At 71.1% G+C, this 18,369-nt stretch carries 15 protein-coding genes; 2 read left to right on the top strand and 13 right to left on the bottom strand.

Features of this window, described 5'->3' with window-relative positions:
• Position 1 precedes the first annotated feature (1 nt).
• From ACFIF2_RS21950 to ACFIF2_RS21915, 8 genes are all read right to left on the bottom strand, one after another.
• Positions 2–1,021, bottom strand: a complete 1,020-nt coding sequence (locus ACFIF2_RS21950) for an agmatine/peptidylarginine deiminase (protein ID WP_395574909.1) — start codon at positions 1,019–1,021, stop codon at positions 2–4.
• Between the two features lie 17 nt (positions 1,022–1,038).
• Positions 1,039–2,748: an urease subunit alpha gene (locus ACFIF2_RS21945; protein ID WP_395574908.1), complete on the bottom strand. Its 1,710-nt coding sequence runs from the start codon at positions 2,746–2,748 to the stop codon at positions 1,039–1,041.
• On the bottom strand, positions 2,745–3,449 hold the full coding sequence (gene ureA, locus ACFIF2_RS21940; RefSeq protein WP_395574907.1) for an urease subunit gamma: 705 nt from the start codon (positions 3,447–3,449) through the stop codon (positions 2,745–2,747). The genes ACFIF2_RS21945 and ureA overlap by 4 nt, the downstream gene beginning before the upstream one ends.
• Positions 3,450–3,632: 183 nt before the next feature.
• Positions 3,633–4,721 (bottom strand): branched-chain amino acid aminotransferase, encoded by a 1,089-nt coding sequence (locus ACFIF2_RS21935; RefSeq protein WP_395574906.1) that lies wholly within the window; start codon positions 4,719–4,721, stop codon positions 3,633–3,635.
• Positions 4,722–4,979: 258 nt separating this feature from the next.
• Positions 4,980–6,023 (bottom strand): 3-isopropylmalate dehydrogenase, encoded by a 1,044-nt coding sequence (locus ACFIF2_RS21930; RefSeq protein ID WP_395574905.1) that lies wholly within the window; start codon positions 6,021–6,023, stop codon positions 4,980–4,982.
• Between the two features lie 76 nt (positions 6,024–6,099).
• Positions 6,100–6,231, bottom strand: coding sequence for a hypothetical protein (locus tag ACFIF2_RS21925; protein ID WP_079030417.1), 132 nt, complete (start codon positions 6,229–6,231; stop codon positions 6,100–6,102).
• Between the two features lie 319 nt (positions 6,232–6,550).
• Entirely contained in the window at positions 6,551–8,191 is a 1,641-nt protein-coding gene (pruA, locus tag ACFIF2_RS21920) for an L-glutamate gamma-semialdehyde dehydrogenase (protein WP_395574904.1), read from the bottom strand.
• A 46-nt stretch (positions 8,192–8,237) separates the two neighbouring features.
• Positions 8,238–9,164 (bottom strand): proline dehydrogenase family protein, encoded by a 927-nt coding sequence (locus ACFIF2_RS21915; RefSeq protein WP_395574903.1) that lies wholly within the window; start codon positions 9,162–9,164, stop codon positions 8,238–8,240.
• Positions 9,165–9,328: 164 nt separating this feature from the next.
• Between ACFIF2_RS21915 and ACFIF2_RS21910 the strand changes: the two genes are divergently transcribed.
• Positions 9,329–10,564 (top strand): PucR family transcriptional regulator, encoded by a 1,236-nt coding sequence (locus ACFIF2_RS21910; protein ID WP_395574902.1) that lies wholly within the window; start codon positions 9,329–9,331, stop codon positions 10,562–10,564.
• 6 nt (positions 10,565–10,570) lie between these two features.
• On the opposite strand, the gene ACFIF2_RS21905 is transcribed toward ACFIF2_RS21910, so the two are convergent.
• Entirely contained in the window at positions 10,571–11,155 is a 585-nt protein-coding gene (locus ACFIF2_RS21905) for a TetR/AcrR family transcriptional regulator (protein ID WP_395574901.1), read from the bottom strand.
• Positions 11,156–11,238: 83 nt separating this feature from the next.
• Between ACFIF2_RS21905 and ACFIF2_RS21900 the strand changes: the two genes are divergently transcribed.
• Complete coding sequence (locus ACFIF2_RS21900; protein WP_395574900.1) at positions 11,239–12,807, top strand: MFS transporter; 1,569 nt, start codon at positions 11,239–11,241, stop codon at positions 12,805–12,807.
• Positions 12,808–12,866: 59 nt separating this feature from the next.
• On the opposite strand, the gene serA is transcribed toward ACFIF2_RS21900, so the two are convergent.
• The 4 genes from serA to ACFIF2_RS21880 form a co-directional block, all read right to left on the bottom strand.
• Entirely contained in the window at positions 12,867–14,456 is a 1,590-nt protein-coding gene (gene serA / locus ACFIF2_RS21895) for a phosphoglycerate dehydrogenase (RefSeq protein WP_395574899.1), read from the bottom strand.
• A gap of 267 nt (positions 14,457–14,723) precedes the next feature.
• Entirely contained in the window at positions 14,724–15,722 is a 999-nt protein-coding gene (gene ilvC / locus ACFIF2_RS21890; protein WP_073936415.1) for a ketol-acid reductoisomerase, read from the bottom strand.
• A gap of 118 nt (positions 15,723–15,840) precedes the next feature.
• A complete protein-coding gene (ilvN, locus tag ACFIF2_RS21885) occupies positions 15,841–16,365 on the bottom strand; it encodes an acetolactate synthase small subunit (RefSeq protein WP_395574898.1) in 525 nt (174 codons plus the stop codon).
• A gap of 21 nt (positions 16,366–16,386) precedes the next feature.
• On the bottom strand, positions 16,387–18,231 hold the full coding sequence (locus ACFIF2_RS21880) for an acetolactate synthase large subunit (RefSeq protein ID WP_395574897.1): 1,845 nt from the start codon (positions 18,229–18,231) through the stop codon (positions 16,387–16,389).
• Positions 18,232–18,369: the final 138 nt, after the last annotated feature.

Raw genomic sequence — 18,369 nt, 5'->3', positions numbered from 1 at the left:
TCTAGATCCTCGGCTGCTGCTGGGTGATGCAGTGGATGCCTCCGCCGCCCGCGAAGATCGTACGGGCGTCCACCAGCGTCACCGTGCGGTCGGGGAACAGGCGCCGGAAGATGCCCGCCGCGAGTTCGTCGTGCGGGTCGTCGAAGGCGCACAGGACGACGCCGCCGTTGCACAGGTAGTGGTTGATGTAGGAGTAGTCGACCCAGTCGCCGTCCTCGTCCTTCAGGACGGTCGGGGCGGGTACCTCGACGACCTCCAGGCGGCGCCCCTTGGCGTCGGTCTGGCCGCGCAGGATCTCCAGGTACGTCTGCGAGCGCGCGTGGTCCGGGTGGGCGGGGTCGCGCTGGCTGTGCACGACGACGGTGCCCGGCCGGGCGAAGGCCGCGACGATGTCGACGTGGCCCTGGGTGCCGTACCTGCCGTAGTCGCCGGTCAGGCCGTGCGGGAGCCAGATCGCCTTGGTGGTGCCGAGCTGGGCGTGGATCTCCGCCTCGACCTGCTCGCGGGTCCAGCCGGGGTTGCGGCCGGGGCCGAGCTGGACGGTGTCGGTCAGCAGGACCGTGCCCTCGCCGTCGACGTGGATCGCGCCGCCCTCGTTGACGAGCGTGCTGCTCCGCACGGGGACGCCGGCGAGGTCCGCGACCTGGCGGGCGATCTTGGAGTCGTGCTCCCAGCGGGCCCAGTCCTGGGCGCCCCAGCCGTTGAACACCCAGTCCACGGCCGCCAGGCCGCCCTGCCCGTCCGTCACGAAGGTCGGGCCGATGTCCCGCATCCAGGCGTCGTCCAGCTCGCGCTCCACCAGGTCGACGTCCGGGCCGAGCAGCTCGCGCGCGGTGCCGCCCTGGCCGGGCCCGTGCACCACCGTCACCGGCTCGAAGCGGCGCACCGCGCGGGCCACGGACGCCCAGGCCGCACGGGCGTCGGCCAGCTCCTCGGCGTCGGTGAACGTCGGGTTGGGGCCGGGCCACGCCATCCAGGTGCGCTCGTGCGGGGCCCACTCGGCGGGCATGCGGAAAGTCATGGAGGTGTCCCAGGAGGTCAGAGGAAGTAGAGGCGGTTGAGCGAGACGGAGTCGGCCGGGTCGGAGCGCAGCGGGTCGCCGTCGAGGGTGACCAGGCCGGTGCGCTGGTCGACGTCGACCTGTCCGGTACGGGAGTTCAGGCGCAGGTCGGCCGGGCCGATGCCGCGCGTGCCGCGTACGGCGACCCGGCGGCGGCGGGTCGGCATCGTGTCGCCGCCCTGGTCGAGGGCGGCCTGCGCGACGAAGGCCACGGATATCTCGGCGGGCGTGGCGCCGTGCGCGCCGAACTGCGGGCCCAGCACCAGGGGCTCGCAGGTGTCGGTGGCCGCGTTCGGGTCGCCGACCACGCCGTAGGCCGGGAAGCCGGATTTGAGGACGAGCTGCGGCTTGGCGCCGAAGTACTCCGGGCGCCACAGCACGATGTCGGCGAGCTTGCCGACCTCGATGGAGCCGACCTCGTGAGACAGGCCGTGGGCGATGGCGGGGTTGACGGTCAGCTTGGCGATGTAGCGCAGGACGCGTTCGTTGTCGTCGTCCCCGTCGGCGCCGAACTGGGCCTTCATCTTCCCGGCCATGGCGAAGGTGCGGCGGACGGTCTCGCCGGCGCGGCCCATGCCCTGCGCGTCGGAGGAGGTGATGCCGATCGCGCCCAGGTCGTGCAGCACGTCCTCGGCGCCCATGGTCCCGGCGCGGATGCGGTCGCGGGCCATGGCTGCGTCGCCCGGCAGGTCGGTCTTCAGGTCGTGGACGGAGACGATCATGCCGTAGTGCTCGGTGACCGCGTCCCGGCCGAAGGGCAGGGTGGGGTTGGTGGAGGAGCCGATGACGTTGGGGACGCCGGCCATCTTCAGCACGTTGGGGACGTGTCCGCCGCCGCAGCCCTCGATGTGGAAGGCGTGGATGGTGCGGCCCTCCAGGACGCGGAGGGTGTCCTCCACGGAGAGGCACTCGTTCAGGCCGTCGCTGTGCAGGGCGACCTGGACGTCGTGCTCCTCGGCGACGCGCAGGGCGGTGTCGAGGGCGCGGGTGTGGGCGCCCATGTCCTCGTGCACCTTGAAGCCGCTCGCGCCGCCCTCGGCCAGCGCCTCGATCAGCGGGGCCCCGTGGGAGGACGAACCCCGGCCCAGGAAGCCGATGTTGACCGGCCAGGCGTCGAACGCGCCGAACGCGTGCTTCAGCGCCCAGGGCGAGTTGACGCCGACGCCCCACACCGGGCCGAACTCCTGCCCGATGATCGTCGTCACGCCGGACGCGAGGGACGCCTCCATGATGCGCGGGGAGAGCAGGTGGACGTGGGTGTCGACGGCTCCGGCGGTGGCGATGAGCCCCTCGCCGGAGACGATGGACGTGCCCGTGCCGACCACGACGTCGACGCCGTCGAGGGTGTCGGGGTTGCCGGCCCGGCCGATCCCGCAGATCCGGCCCTCGCGGATGCCGATCGACACCTTGCGGATGCCCTGCGCCGCGTCGATCACGACGACGTTGCTGATGACGACGTCGCAGGTCTCGCGGACGGCGGCGGCCTTGAGGTGGAGTCCGTCGCGGGCGGTCTTGCCGAAGCCGGCGAGGAACTCGTCGCCGTAGCGCTGGGCGTCGGACTCGACGCGGATCACCAGGCCGGAGTCGCCGAGCCGGACCCGGTCACCGGCGCGGGGGCCGTGGGTGGCGGCGTACTCGTACGGGGTGAGGCGGCGGGCCTCGGCGGGGTGGCCTCCTGGGCGGCTCATCGCTCGACCTCCTGATCGGGTGTTTCCGTGACGCCGAGGTAGCCGCAGGCGGCGGCCCGGCGCAGGGCCTCCTCCTTCGCGCCCGGCGCGTCCAGCGGGCCGTCGACCAGACCGGCGAACCCGATCGCGACGCGGAGCCCGCCGATGGGCACCAGCCCGACCTCGGCGCTCTCCCCCGGCCCGAAGCGGACGGACGACCCGGCGGGCACGGCCAGGCGCATGCCGTAGGACCGCTCGCGGTCGAAGTCCAGGCGCGGGTTGGCCTCGAAGAAGTGGAAGTGGGAGGTGACGGAGACGGGCACGGTCGCGGTGTTGGTGACCGCGAGGCGCACCGCCGCCTCCGGCTCGGCGTGCTCGGGCCCCGGCAGCAGCGCCCCCGGCGCCCGCTCCCCCAGCCCGCCGCCGATCGGGTCGGAGACGACCGCGAGCCGGGAACCGTCGTCGAAGACCGCCTCCACGTGCACCTCGGTGACCACGTCGGCGACACCGGGCAGCACGTCGTCGGGGCCGAGCACGGACCGGGCGCGCTCGATCGCCTCCGCGAGCCGGGCGCCGTCCCGGGCCGCCTCGCAGACGGTGTCCGCGATCAGCGCGGTCGCCTCCGGCACGTTCAGCCTGAGCCCGCGGGCACGGCGGGACCGGGCCAGCTCGGCCGCCCCGAAGAGCAGCAGCCGGTCACGTTCCGTGGGGGTCAGTCTCACGACCCGGTACCTCCTCGCCTCCATGAGTTAGAGCATCACTCTAAACGTCCGAGGCAAGCTACGGAACCGTCGACGGGCAGCCTCGGCACACATCACATGGAACGCTGCTCAAAAATAGGGGCCGGGGGTCCGAAGGCTCAGCCCTCGGACCCCCGGCCCGTTCCGGTCACGACGCCGGGTACGTCACACCAGGCGGTGCATCCACCCGTGCTTGTCCTCGGCGGTCCCGCGCTGGACGTCCAGCAGGGCCCGCCGGAGCCGCTGCGTCACCTCGCCGGGCTCGCCGCCGCTCTGCTGCCACTGCGCCCCGGCCCGCTTCACCGTGCCGACCGGCGTGATCACGGCCGCCGTACCGCAGGCGAAGACCTCGGTGAGGGTGCCGTTCTCCGCGTCGCGCTGCCACTGGTCGACCGAGATCCGGCCTTCCTCGGCCTCGTACCCGAGGTCGCGGGCGACGGTGAGGAGGGAGTCGCGGGTGACGCCCTCCAGGATGGAGCCGGTGAGGGCGGGGGTGACGATCCTGTCGCCGTACACGAAGTACAGGTTCATGCCGCCGAGTTCCTCGACCCACTGGTGCTCGACCGCGTCGAGGTAGCAGACCTGGTCGCAGCCCTTCGCCGCCGCCTCCGCCTGCGCGAGCAGCGACGCGGCGTAGTTGCCGCCGGTCTTGGCGTCGCCCATGCCGCCGGGGACGGCGCGCACGCGGTCCTCGGAGACCCAGATGGAGACCGGCTTGACGCCGCCGGGGAAGTAGGCGCCGGCCGGGGAGGCGATGACGAGGAAGAGGTACTCGCCCGCGGGCTTCACACCCAGCCCGACCTCGGTCGCGATCATGAACGGGCGCAGGTAGAGGGACTCCTCGCCCCCGTGCTCCGGGACCCACTTCTGGTCCTGCCGCACCAGCGCGTCGCACGCCTCGATGAAGGTCTCCACCGGCAGCTCCGGCATGCCGAGCCGGCGCGAGGACGCCTGGAAGCGCTGCGCGTTCTTCTCCGGGCGGAAGGTGGCGACCGACCCGTCCGGGCCGCGGTAGGCCTTCAGCCCTTCGAAGATCTCCTGCGCGTAGTGCAGGACCATGGTGGCCGGGTCGAGGGAGAGCGGGGCGTACGGAACGAGCTGGCCGTCGTGCCAGCCGCGGCCCTCGGTCCACTTGATCGTCACCATGTGATCGGTGAAGTGGCGGCCGAACCCGGGGTTGGCGAGGATCGCCTGGCGCTCCGCGTCGGAGAGCGGGTGGGCGGAGGGCTTGAGCTCGATCGTGGGCGTCGTCATGGATTGATGTCCTTCACCGGTTGTCGTGACGGGCCGCGGTCACGCCCGTACGGCCGGTGGCCGGTGCTAGGGCGTCCGAGCATTCCCTCATGTCGCGGCTTCGCGTTCGATTATCTCGCGCGGGGGGCGACGGGTGAAAACGGGGTGAATGCGGCCCAGGTTTCGATGGTCCCACCTGGCGGACGCAGGAGAAAGCCGCCGGGTGCCTTGTTTTTCGGACCCGGCGGCTTCGAGAGGTTGGTTTTCGAGTGCGCGGGGTCAGCCGGCTACTCGTACGGCGAGCGCGTCACCGATCTGCGAGGTCGAGCGGGCGGGCAGGCCGGCGCGCTCGCCGAGGTCGGCGGAGACCGCCTCCTCGATGCGGGCGGCCTCGGTCTCGTAGCCGAGGTGGCGCAGCAGCAGGGCGACGGACAGGACCGTGGCGGTGGGGTCGGCCTTGCCCTGGCCGGCGATGTCGGGCGCGGAGCCGTGGACCGGCTCGAACATCGAGGGGAAGTCACCGGACGGGTTGATGTTGCCGCTGGCGGCGACGCCGATGCCGCCGGAGACGGCCGCCGCGAGGTCGGTGATGATGTCGCCGAAGAGGTTGTCGGTGACGATCACGTCGAACCGCTCGGGCTGGGTGACCAGGTAGATGGTCGCCGCGTCGACGTGCATGTACTCGGTGGTGACCTCGGGGAACTCCTCGGCCACCTTGTTGAAGACGTTCGTCCACAGGTGACCGGCGAAGGTCAGCACGTTGTTCTTGTGGATCAGCGCCAGCTTCTTGCGCGGACGGGCCTGCGCGCGGGCGAAGGCGTCGCGGACGACGCGCTCGACACCGAAGGCCGTGTTGACGGAGACCTCGGTGGCGACCTCGTGCTCGGTGCCCTTGCGGATGGTGCCGCCGTTGCCGGTGTACGGGCCCTCGGTGCCCTCGCGGACGACGACGAAGTCGATCTCCGGCTGGCCGGCGAGCGGGGTGGCGACACCCGGCAGGAGCTTGGACGGCCGCAGGTTGACGTGGTGGTCGAAGGCGAAGCGGAGCTTGAGCAGGAAGCCGCGCTCCAGGACACCGGACGGCACCGAGGGGTCGCCGATCGCGCCGAGCAGGATGGCGTCGTGGGCCTTCAGGGCGTCGAGGTCGGCGTCGGTGAGGGTCTCACCGGTGGCGTGGTAGCGCCGGGCGCCGAAGTCGAACTCCTTGGTCTCCAGCTTCACATCCTGGGGAAGGACGGCGGAGAGGACCTTCAGACCTTCGGCCACGACCTCCTGGCCGATGCCGTCACCGGGAATCACTGCGAGATTGATGCTGGGAGACATGACGGCACCCTACTCCTCGTCCCACGGGATGACACGAGGCGTCCGGCATACGGACGCCTCCCTTGCCGTCCCCGGCTCAGTGGCCGGTGGAGCCGCCGTTGTCCCGGCGGTCGAGGGCGCGCTGGAGGGCGGCGGCGGCGTTCTTGCGGTCGGAGTCAGCGGTACGGGAGAGGTGGCGGACGCGACGGCGGACGGTGGTCTCGGCCATGGGAATCGACTCCTTCGGCACAGCACACGGGGGTGCGGAAAGGGGAAATCGCGAGAGGCCGGAAGGGGCGGGAGGCGCGGTGCCGCAGGGGTTGCCTGCACGGGGCCCGGCTCACGACCGCCCTGCGCTCGATCGAGCGGGACGTTCGGCTCCTACAAAGTTAAGGGAGCGCCGAGCATCTGTCTCCACAATTACTCGGACTTCCTACTATCTGAGACGGTGCCGTCGGCCACTCCCCCGCCGTTCCTCCATGACCTGCGAAAACGCCGGACGGGCCAGGTCGGGGGGAGACCTGGCCCGTCCGGGGTCGGGTGGGGTGTCAGCCCATGTGCGGGTACGTGTAGTCGGTCGGCGCGACCAGCGTCTCCTTGATGGCGCGGGTCAGCGTCCAGCGCATCAGGTTCTGCGGGGCGCCGGCCTTGTCGTTGGTGCCGGAGGCACGGCCGCCGCCGAAGGGCTGCTGGCCGACGACGGCGCCGGTCGACTTGTCGTTGATGTAGAAGTTGCCGGCCGCGTAGCGCAGCTTCTCCATCGTGTACGCCGCCGCCGCGCGGTCGCCCGAGATGACCGAGCCGGTGAGGGCGTAGTCGGAGACCGACTCCATCTGGGTCAGCATCTCGTCGTACGCGTCGGCCTTGCTGTCGTCGTAGACGTGCACGGCGAGGATCGGGCCGAAGTACTCGGTGCGGAAGACCTCGTTCTCCGGGTCGGTGCACTCGATGACGGTCGGGCGGACGAAGTAGCCCACCGAGTCGTCGTACGAGCCGCCCGCGACGATCGTGCAGGTCTCGTCCGCCTTGGCGCGGTCGATGGCGGCCTTGTTCTTGGCGAAGGACCGCTCGTCGATGACGGCGCCCATGAAGTTCGACAGGTCGGTGACGTCACCCATGGTGAGGTAGTCGACCTCGGCGGCGAACTCCTCCTTGAACCCGTCGTTCCAGATGGACGCCGGGATGTACGCGCGGGAGGTGGCGCTGCACTTCTGGCCCTGGTACTCGAAGGCACCGCGGGTCAGGGCGGTCTTCAGCACCGCGCGGTCGGCCGACGGGTGGGCGACCAGGAAGTCCTTGCCGCCGGTCTCGCCCACCAGGCGCGGGTAGGTGCGGTACTTGGCGATGTTGTTGCCGACCGTCTTCCACAGGTGCTGGAAGGTGGGGGTCGAGCCGGTGAAGTGGATGCCCGCGAGGTCGCGGTGCTCCAGGGCGACCTCGGAGACCGCGAGGCCGTCGCCGGTGACCAGGTTGATGACGCCCTTGGGCAGCCCGGCCTCCTCCAGCAGCTCCATCAGCAGCACGGCGGCGTGGGTCTGGGTCGGGGACGGCTTCCAGACCACCACGTTGCCCATCAGGGCCGGGGCGGTGGGCAGGTTGGCCGCGATCGCGCTGAAGTTGAACGGCGTGATCGCGTAGACGAAGCCCTCCAGCGGGCGGTGGTCCAGGCGGTTCCACACGCCCGGCGAGTTGGCCGGGGGCTGCTCGGCCAGGATGTTCCGGGCGTAGTGGACGTTGAAGCGCCAGAAGTCGACCAGCTCGCAGGGGCTGTCGATCTCGGCCTGCTGGGCCGTCTTGGACTGGCCGAGCATGGTGGAGGCGGCGATGGTCTCGCGCCACGGGCCGGACAGCAGCTCGGCGGCGCGCAGGATGATCGCCGCGCGGTCGTCGAAGGACATCGCGCGCCACGCGGGGGCGGCGGCCAGGGCGGCGTCGATCGCGTCCTGGGCGTCCTGCTGCGTGGCGTTCGCGTACGTGCCCAGGCGGGACTTGTGGTTGTGCGGCTGCACGACGTCGAAGCGCTCGCCGCCGCCCATCCGCTTCACGCCGCCGATGGTGCAGGGCAGGTCGATCGGGTTGTCGGCCAGCTCCTTGAGCTTGGCCTCCAGACGGGCACGCTCGGGCGAGCCGGGGGCGTAGCCGTGCACCGGCTCGTTGACGGGGGTGGGGACCTGGGTCACAGCGTCCATGGGTTCCGTAACTCCTTTAACTGAGCGGTCTTGCGAGCGGGTGGGCTCAGCCCTTGGTGACCATCGAGCGGGCGAAGAACCGGAGGTTCGCCGGCTTCTCCGCGAGACGGCGCATGAAGTAGCCGTACCAGTCGGTGCCGTAGGCGGTGTAGACGCGCATGCGGTGCCCCTCGGCGGCCAGCCGCAGGTGCTCGTCGCCGCGGATGCCGTACAGCATCTGGAACTCGTACTCGTCGAGCTTTCGCCCGGCGGTGCGGGCCAGCTCCTGCGCGATGGAGATCAGGCGCGGGTCGTGGGACCCGATCATCGGGTAGCCCTCGCCCTCCATCAGGGTGCGCAGGATGCGCACGTACGCCTTGTCGATCTCGTGGCGCTGCTGGTACGCGACCTCGGCGGGCTCCTTGTAGGCGCCCTTCACCAACCGTACGCGAGAACCGTTGTCGGCGAGCCGGCGCGCGTCGGCCTCGGTGCGGAACAGGTACGCCTGGATGACGCAGCCGGTCTGCGGGAAGTCCTTCCGCAGCTCCTCGTGGATGGCGAACATCGAGTCGAGGGTGGTGTGGTCCTCGGCGTCGAGGGTGACCGTGGTGCCGATCCCGGCGGCGGCCTCGACGACCGGGCGGACGTTGTCCAGGGCCAGCTCGTGGCCGCCGTCCAGCGCCTGGCCGAACATCGACAGCTTGACCGACATCTCGGCACGGGTGCCGAGCTCCAGCGGCTTCAGCCGGTCGATCAGCTCCAGGTAGGCGTCGCGGGCGGCCTCGGCCTGCGCGGGGGTGGTGATGTCCTCGCCGACGACGTCCATCGTCAGTTCCAGGCCCTGGTCGGTGAGGTCCCGGATGATCGGGACGATCTCGTCGACGGTCTCGCCGGGGATGAACCGGTCGACGACCGGCTTGGTCACGGGCGCGGCCGAGACCAGCCGGCGCATCCGGTCGCTGCGCGACGCGGCGAGAATCACGGGACCCAGCACGGGGCACCTCCACTTACCAACCAACACGAGGCCGTCGCCCGACGAGCGCGGGACGGCACGGAGAACCACCGTGAAATCTAAGGATCCACCCGATCGTCGGCCATCGACAGCTGTCACGCATCCGTGCCGCCGATCTCAGACAGATGTATGAGAACGGCACGCAAATGCGGCAGAATGCCCGCGTGACGACGGATCCGAAGGGCGACTACCAGGAACTGGTCGACGAGATCTCCGAGCTGCTGGGCGCGCCCGCGACCCTGGAGAACCGCGACTTCGAGCTGATCGCCTTCGGCGCGTACGACAGCGAGGGCGACCTCGACCCCTCCGCCCTGGACCCCGTGCGCACCCGCTCGATCCTGACCCGGCGCTCCACGGCGGCCGTGCGGGCCTGGTTCGAGGGCTTCGGCATCACCCGCGCGACGGGCCCCGTGCGCATTCCGCCGACCCCGGCGGCGGGGGTGCACCGGGGCCGCACCTGCCTGCCGGTACGCCACCGGGGTGTCGTCCTCGGCTACGTGTGGCTCCTGGACACCGAGCCCGGCCCGACGGACCGGCAGCTGGCGGCGGCCATGGAGGTCACCGTCCGGATCGGCGCGCTGCTCGCGGACGAGGCGCAGCACGGCGCGGACCTGAGCCGGGAGCTGCGGGCGGTGCTGACCGCCGAGCGCGACTGGCAGCGGGACATGGCGGTGGCGGAACTGCGCACCGCCCTCGGCCCGCGCGCGGACACGCCGCACGCGGTGGTCTGCGTGGCCCCCTGGCCGTCGGCCGGCCCCGACGACGCGCCGTCGGTGCGTACGGTGCCGGGGGCGACGGCCCTGTGCACGGTGCCGTGGGGCAGCGCGGGCGAGTCGCTGGCGCTGCTGGTGCGGCTGCGCTCGGCGCACGTGCTGACCCCGGCGACGTCGGCGGCGGGGCGGCTGCTGGAACGGGCGCGTGGCACGGCCGGGACCGGCGCGGACGCCGCGACCGCGGCGGGTGCCCCGGACCGGGCGGCGGCGGGTGTCTCGGCCCCGCGCACCGGCCTCGCGGAGCTGGGGGCCGCCTGGCGGGAGGCGTCGGCGGCGGCCCGGGCGGCGCGCGCCGAGACCCGGTTCGGACCGGTCGCCGAGTGGACGTCCATCGGGGCGTTCCGCCTGCTGACCGCGTTGCCGGGGGAGATCGCCCACGACCCCGCCGTACGGGTGCTGCTCTCCCCCGCCCACCGCGAACTGGCCCGCACCGCCGAGGTCTACCTCGACTGCGCGGGCCAGGCCGGGCGCACCGCCGCCGAGCTGGGCATCCACCGCCAGACGCTGTACTACCGCCTCTCCCGCGTCGAGCAGCTCACGGGCCTGGACCTGGACGACGGCGAGGACCGGCTGCTGCTGCACATGGCGCTGAAGGGCGCCCGGCTGTGAGCCGGGTCAGCTCTTGTCGAAGCCCGCGGTCGCCCGGCGCAGCCCCTCGGTGAGCCGGTCGGCCTCGGGAGCGTCCTGCGGGCTGAACGACCACTGGACCATGAGCCCCATCAGCAGCGTGAGGTAGAAGCCGCCGAGGGTGTCGAGGGTCTCCTCCTGGACGTCCTCCTCACGCCCGCCCGTGAAGAGCGTGACCAGACCGCGCGCGCCCTCCCGCTGGGCCCGCGCCAGGTGCTCCCGCACCTCGGGCAGTTCGTCGCCCATGGCCACGATCTCCATGCTGAGCCGCCACAGCGAGCCGGGGTCGCGCATGGTGCCGATGATGTTCGCCCACACCGCGGCGAACCGCTCCGGCGAGCCGGGTTCGCCGGGCAGGTCGCCCTGCGAGCCCCCGTCGAAGGCCTCGGACATCGCGGCCACCAGCTCGATGTACGCCTGGACGAGCAGCGCGTCCTTGGAGCCGTAGTGGTAGCCGATCGACGCGAGGTTGGTCCCCGACTCCTTGACGATGTCCCGCGCGGTGGTGCGCGCGAACCCCTTCTCCAGCAGGCAGCGCTTGGCGCCGGCGAGCAGATCCTCACGGTGTCCCATGGGCCCACCCTACCGCCCGATCCATACAGCCGTCCCAGACGTACGTACGTCTTATACAGTCGTCATAGACAGCCGTATAAGACATGCGTACAGTCGTCGGCATGACTCCTGCGAACCCACCCCGGGCCGGGCGCCGTGAATGGACCGCGCTCGCCGTGCTGATGCTGCCGCTGCTGCTGGTCTCCATGGACGTGTCGGTGCTCTACTTCGCCATCCCCGCGATCAACGCGGATCTGGCGCCCAGCGGCAGCCAGCAGCTGTGGATCTTCGACGTCTACGCCTTCGCCGTGGCCGGCCTGCTGATCACCATGGGCTCGGTCGGCGACCGCATCGGCCGCCGCAGGCTGCTGCTGATCGGCGCCGCGGCCTTCGGCGCCGCCTCACTGGCCGCGGCGTACGCGAACAGCGCCGAGATGCTCATCGCGGCCCGCGCGCTGCTCGGCATCGGCGGCGCCACGCTGATGCCGTCGACGCTGGCCCTGGTGCGCTCGCTCTTCGCCGACCCAACCCAGCGCGCGCAGGCCATCGCGATCTGGTCCGGCGTCATGACGGGCGGGGTGGCGCTCGGTTCGGTGCTGAGCGGGGTCCTGGTGGAGTTCTTCTGGTGGGGCTCGGTCTTCCTGGTGAACCTGCCGGCGATGGCCCTGCTCCTGGTCCTCGGCCGGATCCTGCTGCCGGAGTCGAAGGACCCGGACCCGGGCCGCTTCGACTGGATCGGCATCCCCCTGTCGATGGCCGCGGTGCTCCCCGTCGTCTACGGCCTGAAGGAGATCTCGGCCGAGGGCTGGAACGTCCGGTACGTCGTCGCGGTGACGGTGGGACTGCTCTTCGCGGCCCTGTTCGTGCACCGGCAGCGGACCACCGCCTCCCCGATGGTCTCCCCCGACCTCTTCCGCAGGCGGGGTTTCGGGCCGGCCGTCGTCCTCAACCTGGTCACCATGTTCGCGATGATGGGCTCGGCGTTCTTCACCACCCAGTACCTCCAGTCGGTCCTCGGCAAGAGCGCGCTGGAGGCGGCGCTGTGGGCGCTGCTGCCCTCGGTGCCGATCGGTTTCGCGGCGCCGCTCGCCGCCCACCTGGTGCACCGGGGCGTCCACCGCGCCCACGTGGTGACGGCCGGGTTCGCCCTCGCCTCGTGCGGCTACGTCCTGCTGGCGTTCGTGGACACGGACGCCCTGACGCTCTCCCTGGTGGCCTGCGGCGTCCTCGCCTCCGGCGTGACCATGGTGATGTCCCAGATCATGGACCTCGCGCTGGGCGCCGCCCCGGCGGAGCGGGCGGGCTCCGCGTCCTCGCTGATGGAGACCGGCGCGGAGTTCGGCGGGGCGCTGGGGATGGCGGTGCTCGGCTCCATCGGTACGGCGGTCTACCGCCACGAGATGCCGGACTCCGCCCCGGCCGCGGCCCACGAGACGCTGGGCGGCGCGCTGGCGGTGGCCGAGCAGGTGCCCGGTCGCGCGGGGCAGGCCCTGGCGACGGCGGCCCGGGAGGCGTTCACCGACGGGATGCACGCGGCGGCCCTCGCGGGCGCGGTGGTACTGGCCGGGGCGGCGGTGCTGGCGTCGGTGACGCTGCGCCGGGTGCGGGCGCGGGAGGAGCCGTGCACGGAGAACGCCGGACGGGCTGATGAGGTCAGCCCGTCCGGCGTGTGAGGACGAGCCCGTTCAGGGCGAACGGGGGTCCGGGGGCGTCAGCCCCCGGAGGCGGTCACTCAGACCAGGTTCACCGACCGGGCCGACGTCGCGCCGATCTCCGCGGCGACCTCGGCCAGCACCCCGGAGGGCACCGTGTCGTCGACGGTCAGCACGGCCAGCGCCTCGCCGCCCACCGTCGCACGGGCGACCTGCATGCCGGCGATGTTGATGCCGGCCTCGCCGATGACCCGGCCGACGGTGCCGACGACGCCGGGGCGGTCCTCGTAGCGCAGGACGACCATGTGGTCGGCGAGGGCGAGGTCCACGTCGTACTCGCCGACGGCGACGATCTTCTGGAGGTGCTTCGGGCCGGCCAGGGTGCCGGAGACCGACACCTCCTCGCCGTCCGAGAGGGTGCCGCGCACGGTGACCACGTTGCGGTGCTCCGGGGACTCCGAGCTGGTGGTCAGCCGGACCTCGACGCCGCGCTCCTGCGCGAACAGCGGGGCGTTGACGTACGAGACGGTCTCGTCGACGACGTCCTCGAAGACGCCCTTGAGCGCGGACAGCTCCAGCACCTTCACGTCGTGCTGGGTGATCTCGCCGTAGACCTCGACGTCGAGGCGGACGGCGACCTCGCCGGCGAGCGCGGTGAAGATGCGGCCGAGGCGCTCGGCGAGCGGCAGACCGGGCTTGACGTCCTCGGCGATGACACCGCCCTGGACGTTGACCGCGTCAGGGACCAGCTCACCGGCGAGGGCGAGGCGGACGGACCTGGCGACGGCGATGCCGGCCTTCTCCTGGGCCTCGTCGGTGGAGGCGCCTAGGTGCGGGGTGGCGACGACCTGGTCGAACTCGAACAGCGGCGAGTCGGTGCAGGGCTCCTTCGCGTACACGTCGAGACCGGCGCCCGCGACGCGGCCCTCCTTGAGCGCCGAGTACAGCGCCTCCTCGTCGACGATGCCGCCGCGCGCGGCGTTGACGATGCGGACGCTCGGCTTGACCTTGCGCAGCGCCTCGTCGCCGATCAGGCCGAGGGTCTCGGGGGTCTTGGGCAGGTGGACGGTGATGAAGTCGGAGACCTCGAGCAGCTCGTCGAGGGACAGCACCTTGACGCCCATCTGCGCGGCCCGCGCGGGCTGCACGTAGGGGTCGTAGGCGACGACCTTCATGCCGAAGGCCGACATGCGCTGCGCGACGAGGGCGCCGATACGGCCGAGGCCGACCACACCGAGGGTCTTCTCGGCCAGCTCGACGCCGGTGTACTTGCTGCGCTTCCACTCGCCGTTCTTCAGCGCGGCGTTGGCCTGCGGGATGTTGCGGGCGGTGGCGACGATCAGGCCGCAGGCCAGCTCGGCGGCGGTCACGATGTTGGAGGTCGGGGCGTTGACCACCATGACGCCGGCCTTGGTGGCGGCGGAGACGTCCACGTTGTCCAGACCGACGCCGGCGCGGGCGACGACCTTGAGCTTCTTGGCGGCGGCGATGGCCTCGGCGTCCACCTTGGTGGCGGAGCGGACCAGGATCGCGTCCACGTCGGCGATGGCGGGGAGCAGTTCGGCCCGGTCCGCGCCGTTGCACTGGCGGATCTCGAAGTCGGGGCCAAGCGCGTCCACAGTCGCGGGCGACAGCTCTTCAGCGATGAGTACGACGGGTTTCGAGCTCACGTGAGTCCTCACAAGTCCATTGCGGACGGCCGTCCCGACGGCCGCAGGCGGTGGAGGTTGGCTACCGCGTGGAAGACGCACGACGCTGTGGGCCTGACGCGTATGTTGTGCAGCAGTCTAGTGGCGTGACCGGGGGCGTCCTGCGCCTCTGCGGAAGGATCACCCGTCCGTGGCTGGACGGGTTGGACAACGCCGCCGTACACGACGTTACCCCGGGTTCGCCGAAGGGGCCGGAGCGGGATGCTCCGGCCCCTTCGGGCGGGCGGCTTACGCCTCCTCGTCGACCCAGCTCATGAGCTTGCGCAGCTCCTTGCCGGTGGTCTCCAGCAGGTGCTCGGAGTCCTGCTGCTTGTACTCGTTGTACTTCTTCAGACCGCCGTGGTACTCGTCCATCCAGTTCTTGGCGAACGTGCCGTCCTGGATCTCGGCGAGGACCTTCTTCATCTCGGCCTTGGTGGCGTCGGTGATGATCCGCGGGCCGGTGACGTAGTCGCCCCACTCAGCGGTCTCGGAGATCGACCAGCGCATCTTCTCCAGGCCGCCCTCGTACATGAGGTCCACGATCAGCTTCAGCTCGTGCAGGCACTCGAAGTAGGCGATCTCCGGCTGGTAGCCGGCCTCGGTCAGGGTCTCGAAGCCCGCCTTGACCAGCGCGGCCGTGCCACCGCACAGGACGGCCTGCTCGCCGAAGAGGTCGGTCTCGGTCTCCTCGGTGAAGGTCGTCTTGATGACGCCGGCGCGGGTGCCGCCGATGCCCTTCGCGTACGACAGGGCCAGCGCGAAGCCGTTGCCCGTGGCGTCCTGCTCGACGGCGGCGATGCAGGGAACGCCGCGGCCCTCCTCGTACTGACGGCGCACCAGGTGGCCCGGGCCCTTGGGGGCGACCATGCAGACGTCCACGCCGGCCGGGGGCTTGATGAAGCCGTAGCGGATGTTCAGGCCGTGACCGAAGAACAGCGCGTCGCCGTCCTTCAGGTTGTCCTTGATGTGCTCCTCGTAGACCTGGGCCTGGATCGGGTCCGGGACCAGGATCATGATGACGTCGGCCTCGGCGGCGGCCTCGGACGGGCTCACCACGCGCAGGCCCTGCTCCTCGGCCTTGGCCTTGGACTTGGAGCCCTCGTGCAGACCGACGCGCACGTCGACGCCGGAGTCGCGCAGCGACAGCGCGTGGGCGTGGCCCTGGCTGCCGTACCCGATGACCGCGACCTTGCGGCCCTGGATGATGGACAGGTCGGCGTCGGCGTCGTAGAACAGCTCGGCCACTGGGTTCTCTCCTTGAGTGCAGGTGTTGCGTCCCACCGTATGCCGGTGAGGGGAAGGGAAGTTTCGGGGTCTCGGAATGCGGGCGGCCGGTGGTGTGCGCGACCGCCCGTTTCCGTCGTTATGCGGACCGGTCGAGTGCGCGCAGCGACCGGTCCGTGATCGAACGGGCGCCGCGGCCGATGGCGATCGTGCCGGACTGGACGAGTTCCTTGATGCCGTACGGTTCCAGCATCCGGAGCATGGCGGACAGCTTGTCGCTGCTGCCGGTGGCCTCGATGGTGACGGCCTCCGGGGAGACGTCGACGGTCTTGGCGCGGAACAGCTGGACGATCTCGACGATCTGCGAGCGCGTCTCGTTGTCGGAGCGCACCTTCACCAGGACGAGTTCACGCTGGACGGCCTGCCCGGGTTCGAGCTCGACGATCTTCAGCACGTTGACCAGCTTGTTGAGCTGCTTGGTCACCTGCTCCAACGGGAAGTCCTCGACGCTCACCACGATGGTGATGCGGGAGATGTCGGCGTGCTCGGTGACGCCCACGGCGAGCGAGTCGATGTTGAAGCCGCGGCGGGAGAAGAGGGCGGTGATCCGGGCGAGGACGCCGGGGGTGTTCTCCACCAGGACGGAGAGCGTGTGCTTGGACATGATCTCTTCGGTCTCTCTCGCTCAGTCGTCTTCGTTGTCGCCGAAGTCGGGGCGGACGTCCCGGGCGGCCATGATCTCGTCGTTGGAGGTGCCGGCGGCGACCATCGGCCAGACCATCGCGTCCTCGTGGACGATGAAGTCGACGACGACCGGGCGGTCGTTGATCGAGTTCGCCTCCTCGATGACCTTGTCGAGGTCGGCGGGGTCCTCGCAGCGGATGGCGTAGCAGCCCATGGCCTCCGACAGCTTCACGAAGTCGGGGACGCGGGTGCCGCGGGCCTGGGGGTTGACGTCGTCGGGACCGGAGTGCAGCACGGTGTTGGAGTACCGCTGGTTGTAGAACAGGGTCTGCCACTGGCGGACCATCCCGAGGGCGCCGTTGTTGATGACGGCGACCTTGATCGGGATGTTGTTGAGCGCGCAGGTGGTCAGTTCCTGGTTGGTCATCTGGAAGCAGCCGTCGCCGTCGATGGCCCAGACGGCCCGGTCGGGCATGCCCGCCTTGGCACCCATGGCGGCCGGGACGGCGTAGCCCATGGTTCCGGCGCCGCCGGAGTTCAGCCAGGTGGCGGGCCGCTCGTACCGGACGAAGTGCGCGGCCCACATCTGGTGCTGGCCGACGCCGGCCGCGAAGATCGTGCCCTCGGGCGCGAGCTGTCCGATGCGCTCGATGACCTGCTGCGGGGAGAGCGAACCGTCCTCGGGCTGGTCGTAGCCGAGGGGGTAGGTGTCGCGCCAGCGGCTGAGGTCCTTCCACCAGGCGGTGTAGTCGCCCGTGTTGCCCTCGCTGTGCTCCTTCTGGACGGCCTGCACCAGGTCGGCGATGACCTCGCGGGCGTCACCGACGATCGGCACGTCGGCGGCGCGGTTCTTGCCGATCTCGGCCGGGTCGATGTCGGCGTGGACGATCTTGGCGTACGGGGCGAAGCTGTCCAGCTTGCCGGTGACGCGGTCGTCGAAGCGGGCTCCGAGGGCGACGATCAGGTCGGCCTTCTGCAGCGCGGTGACGGCGGTGACCGCACCGTGCATGCCCGGCATTCCCACGTGCAGCGGGTGGCTGTCGGGGAACGCGCCGAGCGCCATCAGGGTGGTGGTGACGGGCGCTCCGGTGAGTTCGGCGAGGACCTTCAGCTCGGCGGTGGCCCGCGCCTTGAGGACGCCGCCGCCGACGTAGAGCACCGGCCGCTTGGCGGCGGTGATGAGCTTGGCGGCCTCGCGGATCTGCTTGGCGTGCGGCTTGGTGACCGGGCGGTAGCCGGGCAGGTCCATGGCCGGCGGCCAGGAGAAGGTGGTCTTCTTCTGGAGGATGTCCTTGGGGATGTCGACCAGGACCGGACCGGGGCGGCCGGTGGAGGCGATGTGGAACGCCTGCGCGATCACCCGGGGGATGTCCTCGCCGTTGGTGACGAGGAAGCTGTGCTTGGTGACCGGCATGGTGATGCCGACGATGTCGGCCTCCTGGAAGGCGTCCGTACCGATCGCGGAGGACACCACCTGGCCGGTGATCGCGACCAGCGGCACGGAGTCCATGTGCGCGTCGGCGATCGGGGTGACCAGGTTGGTCGCGCCGGGCCCCGAGGTCGCCATGCAGACGCCCACCTTGCCGGTGGCCTGCGCGTAGCCGGTGGCCGCGTGGCCGGCACCCTGCTCGTGGCGGACCAGGACGTGACGCACCCGGGTGGAGTCCATCAGCGGGTCGTACGCCGGGAGGATCGTGCCGCCGGGAATGCCGAATACCGTGTCGGCGCCCACCTCCTCGAGAGAGCGGATGAGGGACTGCGCACCCGTGACGTGCTCGGGGGCGGGCTGTCCTCCGGATCGGGGCCGCGGCTGCGGGTGATGGGCCCCGGTGGCCTGCTCGGTCATCGGCATTCTCTTCTCGATGCTGAGGGTGGTGATGCTGAGGGTTCTGCGAGGTTTCGGGCGGTGTGTGGCTGTTGCTCAGTGGTGCTGGTGCAACAAAAAACCCCTCGTGCCGTAAGGCAAGCGAGGGGAGCGCGCCGG

Origin of the sequence: Streptomyces sp. BK79 (assembly GCF_044142145.1) — a bacterium.
GTDB lineage: Bacteria > Actinomycetota > Actinomycetes > Streptomycetales > Streptomycetaceae > Streptomyces.
The sequence above is the reverse complement of the archived record's forward strand: the minus strand, read 5'-3'. Positions and strand labels throughout refer to the sequence as shown.

Excerpts from the sequence above, each read along its gene's own strand:
- ACFIF2_RS21945 (WP_395574908.1), bottom strand. The coding sequence starts at position 2,748 with ATGAGCCGCCCAGGAGGCCACCCCGCCGAGGCCCGCCGCCTCACCCCG.
- ACFIF2_RS21925 (WP_079030417.1), bottom strand. The coding sequence starts at position 6,231 with ATGGCCGAGACCACCGTCCGCCGTCGCGTCCGCCACCTCTCCCGTACC.
- ACFIF2_RS21905 (WP_395574901.1), bottom strand. The coding sequence starts at position 11,155 with ATGGGACACCGTGAGGATCTGCTCGCCGGCGCCAAGCGCTGCCTGCTG.
- ACFIF2_RS21900 (WP_395574900.1), top strand. The coding sequence starts at position 11,239 with ATGCGTACAGTCGTCGGCATGACTCCTGCGAACCCACCCCGGGCCGGG.
- ACFIF2_RS21950 (WP_395574909.1), bottom strand. The coding sequence starts at position 1,021 with ATGACTTTCCGCATGCCCGCCGAGTGGGCCCCGCACGAGCGCACCTGG.
- ACFIF2_RS21910 (WP_395574902.1), top strand. The coding sequence starts at position 9,329 with ATGCGGCAGAATGCCCGCGTGACGACGGATCCGAAGGGCGACTACCAG.
- ilvN (WP_395574898.1), bottom strand. The coding sequence starts at position 16,365 with ATGTCCAAGCACACGCTCTCCGTCCTGGTGGAGAACACCCCCGGCGTC.
- ACFIF2_RS21935 (WP_395574906.1), bottom strand. The coding sequence starts at position 4,721 with ATGACGACGCCCACGATCGAGCTCAAGCCCTCCGCCCACCCGCTCTCC.
- ACFIF2_RS21930 (WP_395574905.1), bottom strand. The coding sequence starts at position 6,023 with ATGTCTCCCAGCATCAATCTCGCAGTGATTCCCGGTGACGGCATCGGC.
- pruA (WP_395574904.1), bottom strand. The coding sequence starts at position 8,191 with ATGGACGCTGTGACCCAGGTCCCCACCCCCGTCAACGAGCCGGTGCAC.
- ACFIF2_RS21880 (WP_395574897.1), bottom strand. The coding sequence starts at position 18,231 with ATGACCGAGCAGGCCACCGGGGCCCATCACCCGCAGCCGCGGCCCCGA.